This window comes from Flavobacterium hankyongi (assembly GCF_036840915.1).
Classification (GTDB): Bacteria; Bacteroidota; Bacteroidia; order Flavobacteriales; family Flavobacteriaceae; genus Flavobacterium; species Flavobacterium hankyongi.
Window position 1 is genome coordinate 1,324,918 of the sequence record NZ_CP085725.1, and the last position, 21,696, is coordinate 1,346,613.

The 21,696-nt window shown below is 32.1% G+C and carries 24 protein-coding genes; 16 read left to right on the forward strand and 8 right to left on the reverse strand.

Translation table 11 applies throughout. The annotated features are described in order from the left end of the window. Window positions 1–24: 24 nt before the first annotated feature. Complete coding sequence (locus LJY17_RS06060) at window positions 25–2,265, forward strand: cation:proton antiporter (RefSeq protein WP_264542947.1); 2,241 nt, start codon at window positions 25–27, stop codon at window positions 2,263–2,265. 50 nt (window positions 2,266–2,315) lie between these two features. Here the strand turns inward: LJY17_RS06060 and guaB are convergent, their stop codons facing one another. Beyond that, window positions 2,316–3,788 carry an IMP dehydrogenase gene (gene guaB, locus LJY17_RS06065; RefSeq protein ID WP_264542948.1) on the reverse strand — a complete coding sequence of 491 codons (1,473 nt, stop codon included), beginning with the start codon at window positions 3,786–3,788 and terminating at the stop codon, window positions 2,316–2,318. Between the two features lie 262 nt (window positions 3,789–4,050). Here guaB and LJY17_RS06070 point away from each other — a divergent pair, with 262 nt between their 5' ends. Together LJY17_RS06070 and LJY17_RS06075 are read left to right on the forward strand one after the other, a co-directional pair. Further along, the gene (locus LJY17_RS06070) at window positions 4,051–4,740 is read left to right on the forward strand and encodes a helix-turn-helix transcriptional regulator (RefSeq protein ID WP_264542949.1); all 690 of its coding nucleotides are present in this window, start codon (window positions 4,051–4,053) and stop codon (window positions 4,738–4,740) included. After that, window positions 4,740–5,432: a DUF3307 domain-containing protein gene (locus LJY17_RS06075; RefSeq protein ID WP_264542950.1), complete on the forward strand. Its 693-nt coding sequence runs from the start codon at window positions 4,740–4,742 to the stop codon at window positions 5,430–5,432. The genes LJY17_RS06070 and LJY17_RS06075 overlap by 1 nt, the downstream gene beginning before the upstream one ends. On the opposite strand, the gene LJY17_RS06080 is transcribed toward LJY17_RS06075, so the two are convergent. Continuing rightward, window positions 5,429–6,298, reverse strand: coding sequence for a hydroxymethylglutaryl-CoA lyase (locus tag LJY17_RS06080; RefSeq protein ID WP_264542951.1), 870 nt, complete (start codon window positions 6,296–6,298; stop codon window positions 5,429–5,431). The genes LJY17_RS06075 and LJY17_RS06080 overlap by 4 nt on opposite strands. A gap of 20 nt (window positions 6,299–6,318) precedes the next feature. Beyond that, window positions 6,319–7,338, reverse strand: coding sequence for a quinone-dependent dihydroorotate dehydrogenase (locus tag LJY17_RS06085; RefSeq protein ID WP_264542952.1), 1,020 nt, complete (start codon window positions 7,336–7,338; stop codon window positions 6,319–6,321). Between the two features lie 91 nt (window positions 7,339–7,429). On the opposite strand from LJY17_RS06085, the gene pepT reads away from it, so the two are divergent. From pepT to LJY17_RS06115, 6 genes are all read left to right on the forward strand, one after another. Further along, entirely contained in the window at window positions 7,430–8,671 is a 1,242-nt protein-coding gene (pepT, locus tag LJY17_RS06090) for a peptidase T (protein WP_264542953.1), read from the forward strand. A gap of 123 nt (window positions 8,672–8,794) precedes the next feature. Beyond that, window positions 8,795–9,319 carry a hypothetical protein gene (locus LJY17_RS06095; RefSeq protein WP_264541941.1) on the forward strand — a complete coding sequence of 175 codons (525 nt, stop codon included), beginning with the start codon at window positions 8,795–8,797 and terminating at the stop codon, window positions 9,317–9,319. Window positions 9,320–9,475: 156 nt separating this feature from the next. Next, the gene (locus LJY17_RS06100; RefSeq protein ID WP_264542954.1) at window positions 9,476–9,844 is read left to right on the forward strand and encodes a hypothetical protein; all 369 of its coding nucleotides are present in this window, start codon (window positions 9,476–9,478) and stop codon (window positions 9,842–9,844) included. Continuing rightward, a complete protein-coding gene (locus LJY17_RS06105; protein ID WP_264542955.1) occupies window positions 9,841–10,269 on the forward strand; it encodes a hypothetical protein in 429 nt (142 codons plus the stop codon). The genes LJY17_RS06100 and LJY17_RS06105 overlap by 4 nt, the downstream gene beginning before the upstream one ends. Before the next feature lie 168 nt (window positions 10,270–10,437). Next, complete coding sequence (locus LJY17_RS06110; RefSeq protein WP_264542956.1) at window positions 10,438–10,830, forward strand: XkdF-like putative serine protease domain-containing protein; 393 nt, start codon at window positions 10,438–10,440, stop codon at window positions 10,828–10,830. Then, entirely contained in the window at window positions 10,830–11,213 is a 384-nt protein-coding gene (locus LJY17_RS06115; RefSeq protein WP_264542957.1) for a DUF4160 domain-containing protein, read from the forward strand. The genes LJY17_RS06110 and LJY17_RS06115 overlap by 1 nt, the downstream gene beginning before the upstream one ends. A 53-nt stretch (window positions 11,214–11,266) precedes the next feature. On the opposite strand, the gene LJY17_RS06120 is transcribed toward LJY17_RS06115, so the two are convergent. Next, window positions 11,267–12,241, reverse strand: a complete 975-nt coding sequence (locus tag LJY17_RS06120) for an IS110 family transposase (RefSeq protein ID WP_264541930.1) — start codon at window positions 12,239–12,241, stop codon at window positions 11,267–11,269. A 383-nt stretch (window positions 12,242–12,624) separates the two neighbouring features. On the opposite strand from LJY17_RS06120, the gene LJY17_RS06125 reads away from it, so the two are divergent. Further along, a complete protein-coding gene (locus tag LJY17_RS06125; RefSeq protein WP_264542958.1) occupies window positions 12,625–15,126 on the forward strand; it encodes a cation-translocating P-type ATPase in 2,502 nt (833 codons plus the stop codon). A gap of 226 nt (window positions 15,127–15,352) precedes the next feature. Here the strand turns inward: LJY17_RS06125 and LJY17_RS06130 are convergent, their stop codons facing one another. From LJY17_RS06130 to LJY17_RS06140, 3 genes are read right to left on the reverse strand one after another with little or no spacing between them, the layout of a single operon-like run. Then, window positions 15,353–16,357 (reverse strand): NADP-dependent oxidoreductase, encoded by a 1,005-nt coding sequence (locus LJY17_RS06130; protein ID WP_264542959.1) that lies wholly within the window; start codon window positions 16,355–16,357, stop codon window positions 15,353–15,355. Between the two features lie 4 nt (window positions 16,358–16,361). Next, window positions 16,362–16,922 carry an NAD(P)H-dependent oxidoreductase gene (locus LJY17_RS06135; RefSeq protein ID WP_264542960.1) on the reverse strand — a complete coding sequence of 187 codons (561 nt, stop codon included), beginning with the start codon at window positions 16,920–16,922 and terminating at the stop codon, window positions 16,362–16,364. A 22-nt stretch (window positions 16,923–16,944) separates the two neighbouring features. After that, entirely contained in the window at window positions 16,945–17,742 is a 798-nt protein-coding gene (locus LJY17_RS06140) for an SDR family NAD(P)-dependent oxidoreductase (protein ID WP_264542961.1), read from the reverse strand. Window positions 17,743–17,848: 106 nt separating this feature from the next. Here LJY17_RS06140 and LJY17_RS06145 point away from each other — a divergent pair, with 106 nt between their 5' ends. From LJY17_RS06145 to LJY17_RS06170, 6 genes are all read left to right on the forward strand, one after another. Beyond that, window positions 17,849–18,268, forward strand: a complete 420-nt coding sequence (locus tag LJY17_RS06145; RefSeq protein ID WP_264542962.1) for a winged helix-turn-helix transcriptional regulator — start codon at window positions 17,849–17,851, stop codon at window positions 18,266–18,268. Between the two features lie 228 nt (window positions 18,269–18,496). Continuing rightward, entirely contained in the window at window positions 18,497–18,826 is a 330-nt protein-coding gene (locus LJY17_RS06150; RefSeq protein WP_264542963.1) for an ArsR/SmtB family transcription factor, read from the forward strand. Between the two features lie 57 nt (window positions 18,827–18,883). Further along, on the forward strand, window positions 18,884–19,330 hold the full coding sequence (locus LJY17_RS06155; protein ID WP_264542964.1) for a DUF6428 family protein: 447 nt from the start codon (window positions 18,884–18,886) through the stop codon (window positions 19,328–19,330). Between the two features lie 132 nt (window positions 19,331–19,462). After that, complete coding sequence (locus LJY17_RS06160) at window positions 19,463–19,885, forward strand: arsenate reductase ArsC (RefSeq protein WP_264542965.1); 423 nt, start codon at window positions 19,463–19,465, stop codon at window positions 19,883–19,885. Window positions 19,886–20,079: 194 nt separating this feature from the next. Next, window positions 20,080–20,538 (forward strand): SRPBCC domain-containing protein, encoded by a 459-nt coding sequence (locus tag LJY17_RS06165; protein ID WP_264542966.1) that lies wholly within the window; start codon window positions 20,080–20,082, stop codon window positions 20,536–20,538. An 8-nt stretch (window positions 20,539–20,546) separates the two neighbouring features. Then, window positions 20,547–21,074, forward strand: a complete 528-nt coding sequence (locus tag LJY17_RS06170; protein ID WP_264542967.1) for a GNAT family N-acetyltransferase — start codon at window positions 20,547–20,549, stop codon at window positions 21,072–21,074. A 48-nt stretch (window positions 21,075–21,122) separates the two neighbouring features. Here LJY17_RS06170 and LJY17_RS06175 read toward each other — a convergent pair whose 3' ends face one another. After that, window positions 21,123–21,509, reverse strand: coding sequence for a hypothetical protein (locus tag LJY17_RS06175; protein ID WP_264542968.1), 387 nt, complete (start codon window positions 21,507–21,509; stop codon window positions 21,123–21,125). Window positions 21,510–21,696: the final 187 nt, after the last annotated feature.

Here is a 21,696-nt window from a genome sequence, read left to right on the forward strand (position 1 = left end):
ATTTTAGAAATTATTTAAAACTATATGCCTATGTTCTTAACCGTTGCAACTACCTCAACTAGCTTACAGCCATTAATTAGCGATTTAGGCCTAATATTAATGACGGCTGGAATTGCTGTTTTACTATTTAAAATTCTAAAACAGCCATTGGTTTTAGGTTATTTAATTGCTGGTTTCTTAGCAGGAAGTCATTTTGATTTTTTCCCATCAGTTAAGGATGTTCACAGTGTTGAAGTTTGGGCAGAAATTGGCATCATCTTTTTATTGTTTAGCCTTGGTTTAGAATTTAGCTTTAAAAAATTAGTGAAGGTTGGTGGAACTGCCTCAATTACGGCAGGAACTCAAATTGTTACAATGGTACTCATTGGATTTGCTTCTGGATATTTATTAGGATGGAATATGATGGATAGCATTTTTCTTGGAGTAATGCTTTCTATTTCTTCTACAACTATAATTTTAAAAACCTTTGATGAATTAGGAGTAAAAACTCAAAAATTTGCAGGAAATGTAATTGGAGCACTTATTGTTCAGGATATTCTAGCCATTTTAATGATGGTACTACTATCGACAATTGCTGTTAGCCAACAATTTTCTGGTGGAGAATTATTGCAATCTGTACTAAAATTAGTCTTCTTCCTAACCATTTGGTTTGTTGCAGGAATCTTTTTCATACCCACTTTACTTAAAAAAGCAAAACACTTACTTTCAGATGAAATGCTTTTAATTTTATCATTAGCACTATGCTTAGTTATGGTAATATTAGCTTCTAATGTAGGTTTTTCTCCAGCATTAGGAGCATTCATAATGGGTTCTATAATAGCAGAAACTACACAAGCTGAGCATATAGAGCATTTAGTAAAACCTGTTAAAGATTTGTTTGGCGCAGTGTTTTTCGTATCTGTTGGTATGCTAATCAATCCAGATACTTTAGTTGAATATGCTTTGCCAGTATTTCTATTAACCTTGGTTACCATTTTTGGTCAGTCAATTAGCGCAACTGTCGGATCACTATTAGCAGGACAACCCTTAAAACAATCTGTTCAATCAGGAGTGAGTTTATCACAAATTGGAGAATTTTCCTTTATTATAGCAACTTTAGGAACTTCATTAGGAGTTACAAGCAATTTTTTATATCCCATTATTGTAGCTGTTTCGGCTGTTACAACTTTTACAACTCCTTATATGGTTAGCTTTGGCACACCATTGGCAGTATATTTAGAAAAAAAACTTCCCCGAAAATGGGCAAAAAGCATTGCCGACTATAGTGCAAATGCTGAAGCCATAAAAACAGTCACTACATGGCAAATTGCAATAAGAGCCTATCTTTCTCAGATAATTCTACACTCCATTATTATCATTGCAATTATTCTACTATCTAGTAAATATTTATTGCCTTTAGTGGAAGAAATTAAATTTGGTCACACATTAGCTGCTTTAGTAACACTAATACTAGTATCTCCATTTTTATGGGCACTCTCTCTTAGAAGAATTGCCTCAGAAGCTGTTAATGAACTATTTTCAAATAAAAAACAAAGAGGACCAATTCTACTTTTAGTTTTTTTAAGATTGGGCTTAGGCTTATTTTTTGTAGGCTTCATCGTAAATAACTTTTTCTCTCCAGTTACTGCTTTATTTGCACTTGTTGGAGCCATTATAGCTTATTTTGTTTTTCCAAAGAGATTACAGGCTCGATATTTGAGAATTGAACAGCATTTTTTAAGCAATCTTAATGAACGAGAAATTACTAAAGAAAAACATCTAAGGAGAGATTTAACACCTTGGGACGGACACATGGCCACATTTGATGTTGTTCCATCTTCAAACATTATTGGAAAAACTCTAGAAGAATTACGTATGCGTGAAAACACAGGAATAAACATTGCCTTCATAAAACGTGGTGATATAACTATTAACATACCTAGTAGAAACGAGCGTTTATTCCCTAAAGATGAAATTTGTGTAATTGGTACCGATGCACAGGTAAAAAAGTTTAAGAAATATTTAGATCAAAATGAAATTGAAACTCCTGAAGAAACAGAAGAAACTGACATTGTTTTACAACATCTTAAGCTAAAAAACGCTGAATTTATTGGAAAAAGCATCAGGGAATCTAAAATTAGAGAAAAAACAAAAGGACTTGTTGTTGGAATTGAACGAGATGGAAGACGTATGCTTAATCCTGAATCTCATTTAATTCTTGAAGAAGATGATATTTTATGGGTAGTTGGCGATAAAAAACTACTCACTAGCTTAGTACATAATTAAAAAAAGGATAAGTTTCCTTATCCTTTTTTTCAAACGTATTTTAGATAAAATTATCTAGAATAATTTGGAGCTTCTTTTGTGATAGTCACATTGTGTGGATGACTTTCGCTGATTCCACTTGAAGTGATTCTTACAAATCTTCCTTTTTCTTGTAAATCATCAATTGTAGCCGAGCCACAGTATCCCATTCCAGCACGAAGACCTCCTATAAATTGTAACATACTTTCATTTAACTCTCCTTTGTATGGAACTCGTCCTACAATTCCTTCTGGAACTAATTTTTTCACATCATCCTCTACATCTTGGAAATAACGGTCTTTTGAACCTTCTTTCATAGCTTCAACAGAACCCATTCCACGGTATGATTTGAATTTTCTTCCTTCAAAAATGATTGTTTCTCCTGGAGATTCTTTAGTTCCTGCTAACAATGATCCTAGCATCACGCAATTAGCACCTGCAGCAATTGCTTTAGGAATATCTCCTGTGTAACGAATACCTCCATCAGCAATAACAGGTACACCTGTCCCTTTTAAAGCAGCCGCCACTTCAAGTACCGCCGAAAATTGTGGAAATCCAACACCCGCAACCACACGAGTTGTACAAATTGATCCAGGACCAATACCAACTTTAACGGCATCGGCTCCATTTTCAGCTAAATATAATGCAGCTTCTGCTGTAGCAATATTTCCTACTACAACATCCAACTCTGGGAATTTACTTTTTACTTGTTTTAACACCTCAACGACACCTTTAGTATGACCGTGAGCAGTATCAATAATTACTGCATCAACACCAGCATTAACAAGTGCTTCTGCTCTTTCAACCGCATCAACAGTAACTCCTAAAGCGGCTGCAACTCTTAAACGACCATATTTATCCTTATTTGCATTTGGTTTTTGAGTCAGTTTAGTAATATCTCTAAAAGTGATTAATCCAACTAATTTATTTTCAGCACTTACAACAGGTAATTTTTCAATTTTATTTCCCTGCAGAATTTCTTCAGCTTTAGCTAAAGTTGTTCCTTCTGGAGCAGTAACTAAATTTTGAGACGTCATCACTTCAGTAATAGCTCTATTATTGTCTTTTTCAAAACGCAAATCTCTATTAGTAACAATTCCTTTTAAAATACCATTATTATCAACTACTGGAATTCCTCCAATACCATATTCTCGCATTGCTTTTTTAGCATCTTCAACTATTGCATTTAATGGTAAAGTAACTGGATCAAGTATCATTCCGCTTTCAGCTCTTTTTACTTTTCGAACTTCAGCAGCTTGTTTCTTAATAGACATGTTCTTGTGTAACACTCCTATACCTCCTTCTTGCGCCATAGCAATAGCCATTGCGCTTTCAGTAACTGTATCCATAGCAGCAGACACAATAGGAACGTTCAAAGAAATATTTTTTGAAAATTTTGTTTTAATACTCACTTCTCTAGGAAGTACTTCAGAATAATTTGGAACCAGTAATACATCATCGTAAGTAAGTCCTTCTCCGACGATTTTAGAAGCGTGTGCGTTCATGTTGCAATTTGTAGTTGTAGTTAAATTGCATGCAAATATAGTACAATTATCTATACCTATGAAATGCTTTTAACTTAACTTTAAAAAAACCTCTCTATCAACAATTTAATCTTACTCACTATTATTATTTTATAGCCAAAAAAAGCTATATTTATATTTTATAGCTAAAAAAAGCTATATTTATATTTTATAGCTAATAAAGGCTATAAATAATATTTATAACCAAAAAAAGCTATATATTTGTTCTAAATCCTATTTTGAGATGAAAAAGAAAATTGTTTTATCGGGAGATATAGTTGCTTCTACTAGTTTAAATGTTGAAGAAAAAATAACATTAGAAAAAAAACTAAACGAATTAATTTCTATTTTAGTTGAGAATTTTCCTATTTATGCAAGAATCATAAAAGGGGATTATTTAGAGGTTGTAGTAGAAAAACCTGAGGATGCTTTATTGGTTACCTTGTTAATCAAAAGCTTTGTAAAATCGGCAATTGACGATCAAGACAACAATAGTAGCAGATACAAAAAGTTTAAAAATTACGGGATAAGAATCGCCATGGGTTTTGGTGAATTGTCTCGATATGATAAACAGAAAGGAGTAATTGATGGTGATGCTATTTATTTTTCAGGAAGAAAGATTAATGAAGAAGCATCAACATATAACAAACAGCGAATTGTAATAAAAAATACATTGTTTTTCATTTCAGAAGATGATAATCTGAATCAAATGATGGACACAATAATAAGTTTGTTGGATGTTTTAATTGGAAATGCTACAGCTAAACAGTGTCATATTTTGTTTTTGCGTTTGTTGGGTAAAAGCGAAAAAGAAATTTCAACACATTTAAACATAAAACAACCAACAGTAAACAAACAACTTACAAGTATTGGTTGGAATGCAATAGACAAATCAGTTAATTATTTTAAAGAAACGATAAAAGATTACAAATAATGAATATTAACTTACTTATACTCCAATTTATAGCTCATCTTTTGAGTGATTATGTTTTTCAAACTGATGCTAGCGCAAAGGAAAAAAACGAAAATGGGTTTAAAAGTAAGTTCATTTTTAAACACACCTTAATAACTTTTGCAAGTTCACTAGTTTTATCATTTGACTTTAATTTTACCATATGCTCTTTAGGAATAGCAATAACGCATTTAATTATTGATGGACTAAAAAACACCTTAAACAAAGGGAGATTTGCTTTTTTCATAGATCAAACATTGCACCTCATAATGATGGTATTATTTGTATGGTTATTTGAATTGTATTTCAAAGAAAATCCAATACTAAAAATCACAAATACCAAATTATTATTAATAATAACCAGCTATTTAATATGCTTTAAACCAGCTAATATTTTTATTCGTGAAGTATTAGTAGTTGCCAAAATAGAAAGCATTTCAGATACTACAACCGAACTAAAGAATGCTGGAAAATTAATCGGAATTCTAGAAAGAATATTAGTGCTTACTTTCGTGATAATAGGAAAACTGGAAGTAATCGGTTTTATGATTGCTGCAAAATCAATACTCCGTTATAAAGACACAAATACTATAAAAACCGAATATGTTTTAATAGGAACCATGTTAAGTTTTGGTATAGCTATGCTTTGTGGTTTAGTAATAGAACGATTTTAATGATAAACTGTAAAGATTTTCAATGCTTCATTGTAAGCACTTTCAAAACTCATAGCACTTAAATTAGTATCTGCTTTTTGAGCTGTAAAATACGACAACAACTTTTCTGTTGGCATATTCCCAGTAAGTTTATCAGTAGCCATAGGACAACCTCCAAAGCCTTGGATTGCTCCATCAAAACGACGACAACCTGCTTTGTAAGCTGCATCTACTTTTTCAAACCATTTATCTGGAGTTGTATGAAGATGAGCACCAAACTCTACATCAGGATATTTTGAAATTAAATTCGAGAATAAATAATCGATAACTTCTGGAGTAGAACTACCAACTGTATCAGACAGCGATAGAATTTTAACACCCATATTGGCCAACTTTTCTGTCCACTCTCCTACTATTTCTACATTCCAAGGATCACCATAAGGATTACCAAAGCCCATAGAAATGTAAGTTACCACTTCTTTATTACTCTTATCAGCAATATTCAATATTTCCTGAAGTGTAACTAACGATTCAGCAATCGTTTTATGCGTGTTACGCATTTGAAAGTTTTCAGAAATAGAAAACGGAAAACCTAAATATTGAATTTCTGGATGAACCGAAGCATTTTCAGCACCTTGAGTATTGGCAATAATTGCTAAAAGCTTGCTTTCTGTTTTAGATAAATCCAACTTTGCCAATACCTCTGCAGTATCCTGCATTTGTGGAATTGCCTTTGCTGAAACAAAACTTCCAAAATCAATCGAATCAAAACCTACACGCAATAAAGATTGAATGTATTGTACTTTTTTATCTGTGGGAATAAAATCCTTAATGCCTTGCATGGCATCACGAGGACATTCAATAAGTTTGATTTTATTGGCGTTCATAGCTCCAAAAATATAACTATTTAAGCGTTTTCTAAAATCTTTTTATTAATTGCCTTTACTAATGCAGGACCTTCATAAATAAATCCAGTATACAATTGCACTAAACTAGCTCCTGCTTCAAGTTTCTCAATAGCATCTTCGGGAGTATGAATCCCTCCTACTCCAATAATAGGAAATGCTTTATTACTTTTTTCAGATAGGAAACGTATAACTTCGGTAGAACGCTTGGTTAAAGGTTTACCTGATAATCCTCCTGCTTCAATTTTATTAACAGATTGCAATCCTTCTCTTGAAATGGTTGTATTTGTAGCAATTACACCCGCAATCTTAGAATCCTTCACAATTTCGATAATATCCAAAAGCTGTTCGTCTGTTAAGTCCGGAGCAATTTTCAATAAAATTGATTTCTGCTTCGGTTTTTGCTGATTCATATTTTGTAAAACCATCAAAAGTTTTGTTAGCGGTTCTTTATCTTGCAATTCTCTTAAACCTGGCGTGTTAGGCGAACTTACATTCACTACAAAATAATCAACATAATTATATAAAGCTTCAAAACAAATTTCATAATCTTTTCCCGCTTCTTCGTTTGGAGTTACTTTATTTTTACCAATATTTCCTCCAATTAAAACTCCCTTATTCTTTTTTAAACGCTCAACAGCTTCTAAAACTCCTCCGTTATTGAATCCCATGCGATTAATAATCGCTGAATCTTCCAACAAACGGAACAAACGTTTTTTAGGATTTCCTTCTTGTGCTTTTGGTGTTAATGTTCCAATTTCGATAAAACCAAAACCAAAGTTTGACAATTCGTTATAAAGCTTGGCATCTTTATCAAAACCTGCTGCTAATCCAACTGGATTTTTAAATTTTAATCCAAATACTTCTCTCTCTAAACGTTTGTCATTTACAAGATACATCGATTTAATTAACGATGAAAAACCTGGAATTTTATTAATAAATCGGATAGAAGAAAAAGAAAAATGATGTATTTTTTCTGGATCAAATCCAAAAAGAATTGGTCTAATAAGTGATTTGTACATAATTGTTGTGTTGTGGTGCAAAAATAGGAAATTGAATACAGAAATAAGAATGGAAATATCAATATATTTGTAATCCTAATTATTTTATAAAATGCAACATATTATAGACCGTTTCATCAGTTATGTAACTGTAGATACAGAAGCTGACCCAAACTCAAACACAACTCCCAGTTCAACAAAACAATGGGATTTAGCCAATAAATTAATCGAAGAACTTAAAGCAATAGGTTTACAAGATGTGACTATTGACGACAAAGCTTATATCCAAGCCACTTTACCAAGTAATATTGAAGAAAAAGTACCTACAATAGGTTTTATTTCACACTTTGATACTACTCCAGATTTTACTGGTGCCAATGTAAAACCTCAAATAGTTCCTAATTATGATGGTGGCGACATTATCCTGAATAAAGAAAAGAACATTGTTTTATCACCAAGTTATTTTGAAGATTTACTTTTATACAAAGGTCAAACACTAATTACTACTGATGGAACTACATTATTAGGAGCCGATGACAAAGCGGGAATTACAGAAATTGTTACTGCTATGGAATACTTGATTAAAAACCCGCAAATCAAACACGGTACAATCAAAGTTGGTTTTACTCCAGATGAAGAAATTGGTCGTGGTGCAGATTTCTTTGATGTGGAGAAATTTGGCTGTGATTGGGCCTATACTATGGACGGAAGCCAGATAGGTGAACTAGAATACGAAAACTTTAATGCCGCAGGTGTAAAATTAAAATTCAAAGGAAAAAGCGTTCACCCAGGATATGCAAAGGGGAAAATGATTAATTCAATGCTTTTAGCTACAAAATACATTTCCAAACTCCCGAAAAAAGAAGTTCCCGAACGTACCAAAGATTACCAAGGATTCTTTCACGTAGTACATTTAGATGGAAGCATTGAAGAAACGAATGTTCAATTAATTATTCGTGATCACAACCGAAAAAAATTTGAAAAACGTAAAAAATTAGTTCAAAAAATAGCCGATAAATTGAATGCTAAATATGCAAAACAATTTGGGGAAAATATTGTAGAAATTGAAGTAAAAGACCAATACTACAACATGCGCGAAAAAGTAGAACCTATGATGCATATTGTGGATATTGCCGAAAAAGCAATGAAAAACTTAGGAATCAAACCGCTTATAAAGCCTATCCGTGGTGGAACAGATGGCTCTCGTTTATCATATATGGGGTTACCTTGCCCTAATATTTTTGCTGGTGGACATAACTTTCATGGCAAATACGAATATGTTCCTGTAGAGAGTATGCAAAAAGCAGTAGAAGTGATTGTAGAAATTGCTCAACTGGTAGCGAAACAGAAATAAATCTAAATATCAACACTCCCAATTACAAATGATTATAAGTATTTGTATTCGTTTGTAATTGGAAGTTTCGCCAATTTATAAGTTAGCAGTAATGATTTTGACGCACATCTTAAAAAAGTAATTATGAATAAAAAAGCAAAAAAATGGTTTTTAATTTTAAGCATAATTCTTATTTCGACTTTCTTATTTTTTAAAATAAATCAGAGAATAAAAATAATAGAACTAACTTCAATTAATGTTGAAACGGAAAACGAAATTGACGTTGAAAAGGTAAAAATTTATCAAGGTTACTATACAATAAACAGAGAAAATGACGCCGAAATTTTCAATGATAAGTCTGCGAAAATTGTATTTGACGGAAAATCTAATGGAAGAGCAAAAACTGAATACGGCGAAAATGATTTCTTGCTAATCTATGACAATAAATATTACTTTCAATTCAGACAATTTTGTACGAATGACAATGATTTTTATGAATACAATCTCAAACTTTTAAAAAAGGAAAATAAATTATACTTAAATGCAGAAATAAGTAGCGGAATGAAATTTGAAAAACCACTAAACTTAATAAGCGAAGCGAAAAATTTAAGATGCAACGGAAAAATAGATGACGAAAAAGGTTTGTATAACGGAATTGAACTTAAATAAAATATCACTACTGCTAACAAGCGTTTGGCACAATTGCGAAATTTGTAGTAAATTCACGTTTACATTTCGCAAGAAATATTAACTTTAAAAGAAAATAATCAGTTCCGAAGCTCGCAACTGACGCCAAGCGCCGAAACGTTGTACGCAAGTTTACAAATGAAACGTAAAAAGAAAATAATAATCGGGATTGGAATGTTATTAGTCGGAATTTTATTCTGGCAGTTAGGACTTTTTAACCGCTTTAATTATTTGACTGCAAAAATTGACGGTTGGAGAAATTCTGCTCGAATTGTAATAACTGAACCACCATTATATCCTTGCGGTGTTCCTTGTATTGGACTGAAAAAAAAATATGGATTTCATGAACATTATGCTAGTTGTATTCAATCTGGACCAACTATACGTGGAATTGATATGTATAACGCTGAAATTGAAAAATATTTAACAAAAAGAAACGGAAAAGGATGGCGAAAAATATACGAAGCGGAATTGAATTTACTAATTAAAAACAATAGCTTGGAATGAGTAAAAAGCTAAAAATAATTCTTGGAGTTTTAGCAACACTTTTAGTTGCTTTTTTTGGGTTAATAATATTCGGGCTTTATTTAATGGCTGATGAAGACAGATATGGAGATTTAGTTTATTTCGATCAAAAGGTTGAAGATGGAGATATTATTTTTCGATGTAAATATACTGGAGGTTTAGGACAAACAACCAAATTTAACGAGTTCGGAATAATAGAAAAATCTTGGGGAAATGTTTATGTATGGGATAAACAAAAAACGATAAAAAAAGACCTTTATGATTGGGCTGAAAAAGGAAATGGAGAACGAGTTAAAGTATTTAGAGTAAAAAAATCAAATTTTGACATAAATAAAGTAAAATTGGAAAACGGAGCTTATAATTTTCTTATGAATTCTGATAAACTTGAACTCGTAACAGAAAATTAATAAAACCTGCGTACAACAGGCGTTTGGCAAGATTGCGAATTTTGTAGTAAATTTACGTTTATTTCTCGCAAGAAATTTTATCTTTGATAGAAAATAATCGGTTCCAAAGTTCGCAACCTCGCCAAGCGCCGGAACGTTATGTGCAAGCTTTTCTCAACAGAGTCTATAATGAAAGAAAACACAATATTTGGAGCAGTTCTAATACCGAATAAATTAATTCTAAGAGCGCCTAATTTAAAAATACCAGAATATCATAATATTGTTTTTTCCGCAGAAACGATTAAATCAGTTCGGGAAAATTTTCACAGAAATAATTTTGAACAAAATGTAAACATAAATCATGATGGGAAAAACATATCTGGTGTTGAAATAATGGAATCTTTCATTATTTCTGAAACTAATCGAAATATTTTACCAAATGAACTATCTGATTTACCAAATGGAACTTGGGTGGCTAAATATCTGATAACTAATAAAGATATTTGGCAAATGGTTCAAGATGGAAAGTTAAACGGATTTAGCATAGAAGGAATTTTTGATTTTGTAAAATTTGAGGAATAATGGAAAAAGAAAATATAATTGAAAAAATTTTCGACGATTTACTATTTCAAATAAGCAAAGGAAATACAGTTGAACAAATACTGAAAGGAACAACAATTCTTGACTTAGAACAAGTTAAAGAATGGAAAACAAAATTCGGCTATACTTTTAACATTTACTCTAACGACCATTTTATAGATAATAAACCTCATTTTCATTTCGATAACAAATCAAAAAATGTTGAGTGCAAAATTAGTTTTAATGGAGAAATTTTTGAAAGTAATGGCAAAAATCAGATAGATAAAAAGACTCTAAAAGTTCTAAAAGATTTTTTAGTCACTCCAGGAATTGAAAATCTATTAACAGCATTTTGGAATAACAAGAATCCTGATTTGAAAATTTAAGCCAGCACATAACAAAGAACTGTGCTTAAAAACAAATAAAAAATGATTTATTTTTAGTTTTTAACTACTAGTTTACTTCTATAGTTTTCATTGTACTCTACTCCTGACTTTGCTATTGCAAATGCTTGTTTTAAAAGCTTGTTGCATACCGCTATTAAAGCTAGTTTCTTGCTTTTTCCTTTGTTAACTATTCGTTCATAAAGTTCCCTACAAGCTTTATTGCATTTACAAGCAGTAAAACTGCACATAAACAGTAAATTTCTGAGTTTGGAATTACCAACTTTACTTATCCTAACCTTTCCTTTTATACTACTTCCTGACTGCCTAATTACTGGAGTTAAACCACAAAATGAACACAATTGTGAACTGTCCTCAAAACGTTTAAAACCATCTGTTAAAACTAAAAGCATCATCGCTGTTTTACGTCCAATTCCTGGAATACTCTCTACCTTAGTCAACATCTCTTGTTGTTCTGATTTGACCAAAACCAACAACTCTGCTTCTAGCAAACCAATCTCTTTTTGTAAATGTTTTAGAATCTTCTTTAATGAACTAACCACTATTTTACAAGGATTACCCAATACCTCCTCTGCTTGTATTTTATTCTTTAAAGCAGCACTTTGCTTGGTATAAGTGTCTAATAATCTCAACATTTGCAAACATTGTGTCTGGTATTTTGAATAACCAAACCATAAGGGAAGCTCTTGTTGCTGACCATACAAACAAATCATCTTAGCATCTGATTTATCCGTCTTTACCCTACTCAGTTTCATTTGAATAAAGCGCTTTATCGATAACGGATTTTCTACCGATACTGCAATATGATGATCTACTAAAAAATATGCCAATTGATAATGATAATAGCCCGTTGCCTCCATGACACAATGGGAAGTGGCATCCAACAATTTCAAAAACTTTAAAAAGTCTTTTAAATTGTTAGAGAATTGATAATAATTACCCGAACAATCATAAACATCAAATGTGTCTTTACTGATGTCAATACCAAATGTTTTTTTATCTTTACTCATAACAAGTTTTTTTTGGAAAGGACAGACTACTTGCTTTTCATCACCTTAAAATCGAGATTAAATCTCACAGAACTGTTCGAAATTTAAGTAGAAAAGAGAGGGGATTATCACTGTTGACGGAATCTTAAGTTCCTGCGGTTATCGTAAACCTTACTCCTCTCTTTTGTTCTTTCTGTTTATAATATAAATTTATCAATAGTAAACTTAAGGCGGTTTAAAACAATGGTTGAATTACTTTGTTACCTTGACGTTTTTCCTCTACAAAAAATTTTATCTTTAACAGAAATTAATCTGTTTGATGGCCTGACTAATGTCCAAGATGAGGCGCCTTATAGACAAATATAGAACGACAATTCACACTTTATAAAGAATCAATAAATTATATGGAACAAGGAATTACAAGTGAAAAAGCAGTAGAACTTTTAAAACAATATGGTTACAATGAATTGTCTTCTGCCAAACCAAAAAAGATTTGGAAAATTGCGTTAGAGGTAGTTAAAGAACCAATGTTTATATTGCTTTTGGCTTGTGGCTCATTATACCTTATTTTAGGAGACTACTCAGAAGGAATCGTTCTGTTGTGTTGGATATTTATTATCATCTTCATAACCTTCTATCAAAATCAGAAAACCGAAAAATCACTGGAAGTGCTTAGACAATTATCCTCTCCAAGAGCATTAGTGATTCGTGATGGTAAAGAAATTCGAATTGCTGGTAGAGAAGTTGTTCCAGGTGATATTATTCTTTTAAATGAAGGCGATCGTGTCCCTGCTGACGCATTACTTTTAGAAAGTAATCATCTAACAATTGATGAATCTCTTTTGACTGGCGAGTCCATTCCTGTAATTAAATTGGTAGGTAATGATCTAACTAATGCGCAAAATCAAATTTTTAGCGGTACATTGGTAGTGCAAGGAAAAGGAACCGCAAAGGTTTTGAATACCGGTACCAAAACCCAATTTGGAAAAATTGGAACTTCACTTCAATCCATCGAACAAGATACAACTCGATTGCAACACGAAATAAAACAATTAGTTCGAAACTTATTTATCGTTGGTGCAGTTATAAGTGTTGCAGTAATTGCGGCTTTTTATTTTACGAGAGGCAATTTTATTCAGTCGCTTCTTAACGGACTTTCCACTGCAATGGCTCTTTTACCGGAAGAATTCCCTGTTGTTCTCACTATTTTTCTTGCATTGGGAGCCTGGCGAATTTCAAAAAAGAATGTATTAACCCGAAAACCAACTGCTATTGAAACGCTTGGCTCGGCTACCGTTTTATGTAGCGATAAAACAGGAACTATTACGCAAAACAAAATGGAAATAGCCGCTTTGCATAGCAGTAATAAAAGTTATTACAGGGAAGAATTCCAAGCCAATGAAACACAAATTGATGAGTTACTAAAAGCATTGTTTTTTGCCTCTACAGCAAATTCTATAGATCCAATGGAAAAGGCAATTGTCAATGAATTTAAAAAGCCTGATTCGAATGATAATGAATTGGCATTTTTAAAGGAATATCCGTTGAGTAAAAATTTGTTTGCTATGACAAGGGTTTTCAAATCAAAAAATGAAAACTCGAGTATTGCATTTTGCAAAGGTGCACCTGAAGCAATTTTCAAATTATGTCATTTATCTGAAGTGGAAATTGCTTCGTACACTCAAACAGTTCAAGAATTTGCACAAAAAGGTTTGAGAGTGCTTGCTGCTGCGAGCTGTAATTTACAAAACAAAATTTTACCCGAAAATCAAAGTGACTTTAATTTTTCCTTTGTTGGTTTAGTTGGATTTGAAGACCCAATAAGACCAGAAGTTCCTGCAGCAATAAAAGAATGCTATGAGGCAGGAATAAGAGTTATCATGATTACTGGTGATTATCCTGCAACCGCCAAAAGCATTGCTTCAAAAATTGGATTACAGCATTATGAAAATGTATTGACTGGAACAGAACTAACAAATCTAAGCAGCGAAGAATTAAAGCGAAAAATAACCCAAACTAATATTTTTGCCAGAATTATTCCCGAACAGAAACTTCAAATCATTCAGGCATTAAAAGCAAACACTGAAATTGTTGCCATGACTGGAGATGGTGTAAATGATGCTCCTGCCTTAAAAGCAGCCGACATTGGTATAGCTATGGGATTAAAAGGAACGGATGTTGCCCGTGAAGCATCTTCGATTGTATTGCTTGATGACAATTTTGCTTCTATAGTTCATGCCATTCGTTCAGGCAGAAAAATATTTGACAACCTGCAAAAAGCAATGTCTTATATAATAGCAATTCATATTCCGATTATTGGTCTTGTGTTATTTCCTGCATTTTTTACCTCTCTTCCAATTCTTTTAATGCCTTTACATATCGTGTTTTTAGAATTAATCATTGACCCTGTTTGTGCTATTGCCTTTGAATCAGAACAGGAAGAACAAGGCATCATGAGTCGTCCTCCACGCAATCCTGATGATTTATTTTTTGGATTCAGTAAAATATTTTCCAGTTTAATTAGAGGTTTACTTTTACTATTTATGGTACTTGCAGTCTATTTTCTTTCCATAAATGAAGGACACACATCTGGAGAAGTAAGAGCTATAGCCTTTTCATCGCTAATCATTGGGAATGTATTTTTAATACTTACCTCTCTTTCAAACACAAGAAGTTTTATGTCAATTATAAGAGAAAAAAAACTTTCAGTCTTAATTATTTCAATCACGGCATTGGTTCTTCTCTTCCTGACCATTACAATTCCTTTTTTACAAAATATTTTCAGTTTTCAATTTGCAGGCTATGAACACTTTAGAATTTCAATATTAGGAGCATCAGTAATGTTACTACTATTTGAACTAACAAAATGGTTGAAACAATTTAAATCTAAAAAAAAACAGCATTGAGACAAATAAAAAGTATGAAAACTGCTAACCGTGGTTTTGTGTAAGCAAAGGTTTAAATTTATCGGAAAGTATTAGTGTCTGCAATCTCTCTCGATGTACAGCCTTTTCCTTTAAACTTATCGGTATACTTGTAAACATAAAGTAACAACTTTTCACTCTTTATAAAAGATTAGACGATGGCCGTTACCCTATGAGCATTCCTAGCAACATAGGGCAAACGAACAGATTATTTTACTTTTATAACAACTTTTCCCTTAGCACGACTTGACTCAACATAAGACAGTGCTTCATTGGTTTGTTCAAACAGAAATACTTTATCAACTATTGGATGAATTTTTCCAGCTTCAATCAACTTGGTAATTTCGGTTAACTGTTTGCCTTCTGCTCTCATAAATAAGAACTTAAAATTGACATTCAGCTTTTTTGCTTTTCGTCTTACCGACATACTCAATAAACCCATCAGCATTTGAAAAGGCCAAGCCAAACCAATTTTCTTAGCAAATTCGGCTGTTGGGGGTCCTGTTAATGAAACAAGTGTGCCGCCCGGTTTTAGAATTTTTAAAGATTTTTCAAGAATTTCAGCTTCTCTATTGCTATGCAATACCACATCATAATCTTTTAAAATAGTAGCAAAATCTTGCGTTTTGTAATCAATCACTAAATCAGCACCAAGACTTTTAACTAAAGCCGTATTTGCCGAACTCGTTGTAGTTGTCACAAAAGCTCCAAGATGTTTTGCTAACTGAATAGCAAAAGTTCCCACACCCCCAGAACCTGCTTGAATAAAAACTTTTTGACCTTTCTTCAAGTTAGCAATTTCGACAAGTGCTTGCCAAGATGTTAATCCAACTAAAGGAATAGAAGCTGCTTCTTCCATTGAAATAGTTTTGGGTTTCAGAGCTAAATCAGATTCATTAACTGCGATTTGTTCTGCAAAAGTACCAATTCTGAAATCGCCAACTCTAGAATAAACCTCATCTCCTACTTTAAACTTAGCAACTTTCGCTCCTACTTTTGTAATCACACCCGCCATGTCATGTCCGTTTACAAAAGGCGTTTTGTAAGGTAAAAACAGTTTGAATTCTCCATTTCTAATTAGTGAATCTAATAAATTCACACCTGCAGCATCAATTTGAACCAAAACTTCATTTTCGTTTAGGGTTGGCTCATTCACATTGGTTAAATGTAATGTTTCTTTTTTGCCGTATTTTTTTACGATGAATGCTTTCATAATTTTACTTTATCGTTTCTAAATAACTTTTTCGTAATGCATCTGTTCCGCTTGAAACTTGACCAAAAAAAGTAGTTTCGGTTTTAATCCCACAAAATTCAAAAACACCTTGTTCAATTACTCTTATTTGGGCCTGATTCATTAATGTTTCTTCATAAATAGCTGTTGGTGTATTGGTATTGATGTAAACATGCGCTGTTTTCTCACTCAATAAACCTACTGAACCATTTTCGGTAATCTTATAAGCAAATCCGTGCGTAAAAACCCTATCGATAAATCCTTTTAACATCGCTGGCATTTGCGCCCACCACATAGGGTAAACAATTGTCAAATGATCTGCCCATTGTATCAATTTTTGATAATGCGCTGTATCGTTTGGTATTTCTTTACCCATAAACATATACTCAATATCGGGCATATCTAAAACCGGATTGAACTTCTCTCCATAAAGGTCGATAATTTTTACTTCTTCTCCTCTAGCAATTGCTTTTTTTTCAACTTCATCAACAATAGCTTTTGTAAAACTTGCAGGATTTAAGTGCGAATAAATGATAAGATGTTTCATAATTGTAAATTTTAAAATTGTATTATTGGTTTAATTGTTTCAGAATACTTTTTTCTAAAGTTCCGTAAGCAAAATGTTGCATGTTAATTAGCGTTGAAGAACCTTTGCCCACAACATTTCTGAATTTTGGATACTTCGTTTGAATCACTTTAATTACTCTTTCGGCTACAAGAATTGGATCTTCTGCCTTGTCTAATAAGGCATCAGAAAATTTTTGAATCTTATTTCTCAAAGTGTTATAGTCGGAAATTCTATTTACTGTAGCCGTTGAATTATTGATGACATTGGTTTTAAAAGCCGCAGGTTCAATCATGGCTACTTCAATATTAAACTCATTCAATTCATATCGTAAGGATTTGAAATAGCCTTCTAAAGCGTGTTTGGAAGCAGCATAGTAAGCCGTATTTGGAAAAGATACAAGTCCAATAATAGAACTTACCGTAATAATTTTACCTGATTTTTGTTTTCTAAAGTGCGGTAATATTGCATTGGTAACCTTGATGGTTCCCCAGAAGTTGGTTTCTAATTGTTGTCTACCCAACTCAATAGGAGTTTCTTCGGCAATTCCTGATACATAAAATCCGGCATTATTGATAAGCACGTCTAATTGAGTCGTTTCTTTGAAAAGTCTTTCTGAAAAAGTAGTAATGGATTGCTCTGAATCTAAATCTAATGCAATCATTTTGAACGGTACAGTTGCTGCATATTTTTCGGGATTTCTGCTGGTGCCTATTACATTGAAGCCCGATTTATGTAATTGGTTTGCGATTAACAACCCAAAGCCTGATGAGGCACCTGTTATTAAAATTGTTGGTTTCATTTCGTTTCTTTTAAATATTATTTTATAAATTTGCTTGCTTTTTGCAAGTGCAAATATACAAACTACTTTCAAAATGCAAGTGAAGTTTTGAAATATTTTTATAGTTATGGAAAAAAATAAAAAAAGATCGGACTGTCCAATTAGTTGTACTCTTGATATTTTAGGCGATAAATGGTCGTTATTGATCATTAGAGATATGATGTTTCGTCAAAAATCGACTTATGGGGAATTTTTAAAATCGGAAGAAAAAATTGCTACCAATATTTTGGCTTCAAGACTACAAAATTTGGAAGAAAATGAGCTTATCGAGAAACTAGAACACCCAGAAAGTAAAGCCAAGGTTTTATATAAGCTTACACCAAAAGCAATTGATTTATTACCCATTATTGTAGAAATCCATTTATGGGCAGATAAATACTTTACCATTCCAGCCGACATAAAAGCCATGATAAATGATGCTAAAAAAGGAAAAGAGGCCTTTATAAAAGCTACAACGCAGCAATTAAAAAAGCAAATAGCGGGTTAAAAAGATCGAACTGCTAACAAGAGTCAGAGGATATTGCGAATTTTGTGAGTAAATTAAAGTTTACATTTCGATAGATTTTTCTTAAATATAAATAGTCGATTTAAAAACGCTAACATCAATAAGTACAGAACGCTAGTTAGTAGCTTAACAAAAGCTAAATTCATTTTTAACAAAATCTTTTTAAACAATCAAAATATTAATCGTAATATTGCGATAATTAATTTAATTATGGGAATTACTAAAACTGATATATTCAACGAACAGCAAAACAAGTTGGCAACCATACTAAAAGCACTGGCACATCCGGCACGTATTGCTATACTTCAACATATCATCAAGCAAAATGCTTGTATTTGTAATGATTTAGTAAATGAACTTGGTTTAGCCCAAGCCACAATCTCTCAGCATTTGAGAGAATTAAAAAACATAGGCATCATCAAAGGAAATATAGAAGGAACCAGTGTTTGTTATTGTATAGATGAAGAAATTTGGCTACAAATTAAATCTGAACTCACACTCTTCTTTACAGAAGATGTAAAAACAAAAAAAAGCTGCTAGTATTTTTTTGAAAACAACAATCGTAATATTACAATATAACAATAAAATAAAATCACTATGAAACTATCAGATGTAAAAAGTATTTTACCAACACTAGACAATGTTGTTTTTCAATTAGAAAACGGAACCTATGTTCCTGAACATTTCCACGTAACAGAAATTGGTGTTGTGACCAAACATTTCATTGATTGTGGAGGAACAATTCGAAACGAAAAAGTTACAAACTTCCAGTTGTGGAATGCTAACGACTATGAACATAGACTTAAACCTTCAAAACTTATGAATATCATAAAACTGTCTGAAGAAAAGCTTGGCATTGAAGATTTGGAAATTGAAGTGGAATATCAAGGTGAAACCATTGGTAAATACGAATTAGAATTTAATGGAAACCATTTTTTATTAAAAAACAAAACAACAGCATGTTTAGCCTCAGATGCTTGTGGTATCCCATCTCAAAAAGAAGAAAACACAGCTTGCTGTTCCCCTAACTCTAAATGCTGCTAACTATGATAGAAAAAGCTATCAAATATAAGAAGCCACTCATCATAACAACTTCTGTTATAGCATTACAGTTATTTTTTGGTTTTGATCCTAAGTTTTGCATTATTAATATGATTTGGTTATTAGTTTAAAAGCATGGAAGTAAAAAAAATATTAGTTCTTTGTACCGGAAACAGTTGCAGAAGCCAAATCGCTGAAGGTTATTTACGCCACTACACAAACAATCGAGCAATTGTGTATAGTGCCGGTGTAGAAACTCATGGTGTAAATCCAAAGGCAATTGCAATAATGAAAGAAGACAATATTGACATTTCAAATCATACCTCAAACAATGTTAATGAATATTACAATGTTGATTTTGATTATGTGATAACCGTTTGCGATAATGCTAACGAAAGATGTCCTTTCTTTCCGTCACAAGCAAAAAAGTTTCATCAAAATTTTCCAGACCCTGCAAAAGCAACAGGATCAGAAAAAGAAGTTGAGGAAAAATTTAGAGAAGTACGAGATCTTATTAAAAAATATTGTCAGGAGTTTGCAATAACAAACATAAAATAGCTGCTAGTGCAGCTATTTTTTTTCATTAGTTCTATTCATTCGAGTGGTGTAATAGCTGTTAACTCTTTTTTGAATCATAACAGATTCCAAAAATTCTTTTGTACTTGCAATAATTAGTCTTAAATTTAGTATTATTATCCTGAGTCAGTATAAAAAATATAAGGCTGATTTAAAATTTTAAAACATAGTAAGCAATGCAAAAATTACAGTTTAAAAAAGAAATAAAAGCATCAGCTCAAAAAGTATATGAAACGATGCTTGGCTTAAAAAACAAAGCTACTTACGAATATTGGACAGCAACTTTTAATCCTACTTCTACTTATGAAGGTAGTTGGGACAAAGGAAGTAAAATTCATTTTGTAGGGGTAGATGAAAGCGGTAAAAAAGGCGGAATGGCTTCAGAAATTGTAGCGCATCAACCTGCCGGGTTTGTTTCTATACGTCATTATGGATTTCTGGACGGTGATCTTGAAATTACCACAGGTGAACAAGTAGAAAAATGGGCAGGTGGTCATGAAAATTACAGTTTTCAAGAAAACAATGGTATTACAACGGTAACGGTAGATATGGATACTATCGATGAATACTTGGAATATTTCAATGACATTTATCCAAAAGCATTAGACAAATTAAAAGAGATTTCTAAAAAATAAATAATTGCATGACCAATTTGAATTCTCCAACTTTTTCAATTTTGACAACTGAAAAATTAACTTTGAGACAATTATCTATTGACGATCAGCAAGCAATTTTTGATTTGCGTTCTGACCCAGATATTAATAAATACCTTGGCAGACAACTTTGTGAAACAAAAGAAGAAGCTATAAACTTTATCAATAAGGTTAACGAAAATATTGAAAAAAACATTTCATTCTATTGGGCAATTACTTTAACAGATACCAAAACATTTGTTGGTACGATTTGTCTATTTGATTTTTCAAACGAAAGAAGCAGTTGTGAAATAGGGTACGAACTTATAACAAAGTTCCAAGGACAAGGTATAATGAAAGAAGCTCTGCAAGTGGTTATTGATTATGTTTTTCAATCATTAAAATTTAAAAAAATAGTTGCGTTTACTCATCACGAAAATCTGAACTCAACAAAACTATTAACAAAATTTAATTTTGTAGCATCTTCAGAATTAGATGACGAAAATCCAAACCTAATCATGTTCACTTTAACACAATAACTACTAAAAGTGAAAATTCGAATCTCTGAAAACGATTTTCATTTAGTTTTAATTGGTACTGACTGATGACTTTTCTTTTAAGAGTAAAAATTTATAGAATGTGAAATGAGAAATACCATAGGCTAAAATTACAATTTGGTAAATAGCTTCATTTTTCACATAAAACTTATTAATAAAAAAAGCGCCAATTTGTACAACAAACAAGATGGCGCTAATAAGTAGCCAATACCCTTTTTTATCCGAATTATTCACATAATTTATAATAGCAACACCACCAATAAGTGATGTACAAAAAGTATTCAATATCCAAATATAATAAGCATCACCCAAACTATTATCAACAAAATCAACTAGATACAAGTACAATACAAAAAAAGGAATAATAGCAACAAATACTGCAATTTTTGTTTGTTGGGTTATTAAATCAAAAACCAAAAAACACAGACATATTTTAAAAAACAGTGAGCAAATACTTGCTAAAGCAAAAAAATCAGTGAAACTTAAAGTAAAAAAAACTGATGCAAACTGATAAAACAAAAGTGCTAAGAAATAGACTAATTGCTTTTTTGAAGAGCTAACAAAATATAAAACAAGTAAAATAGGTATTCTTATAAACCAAAAT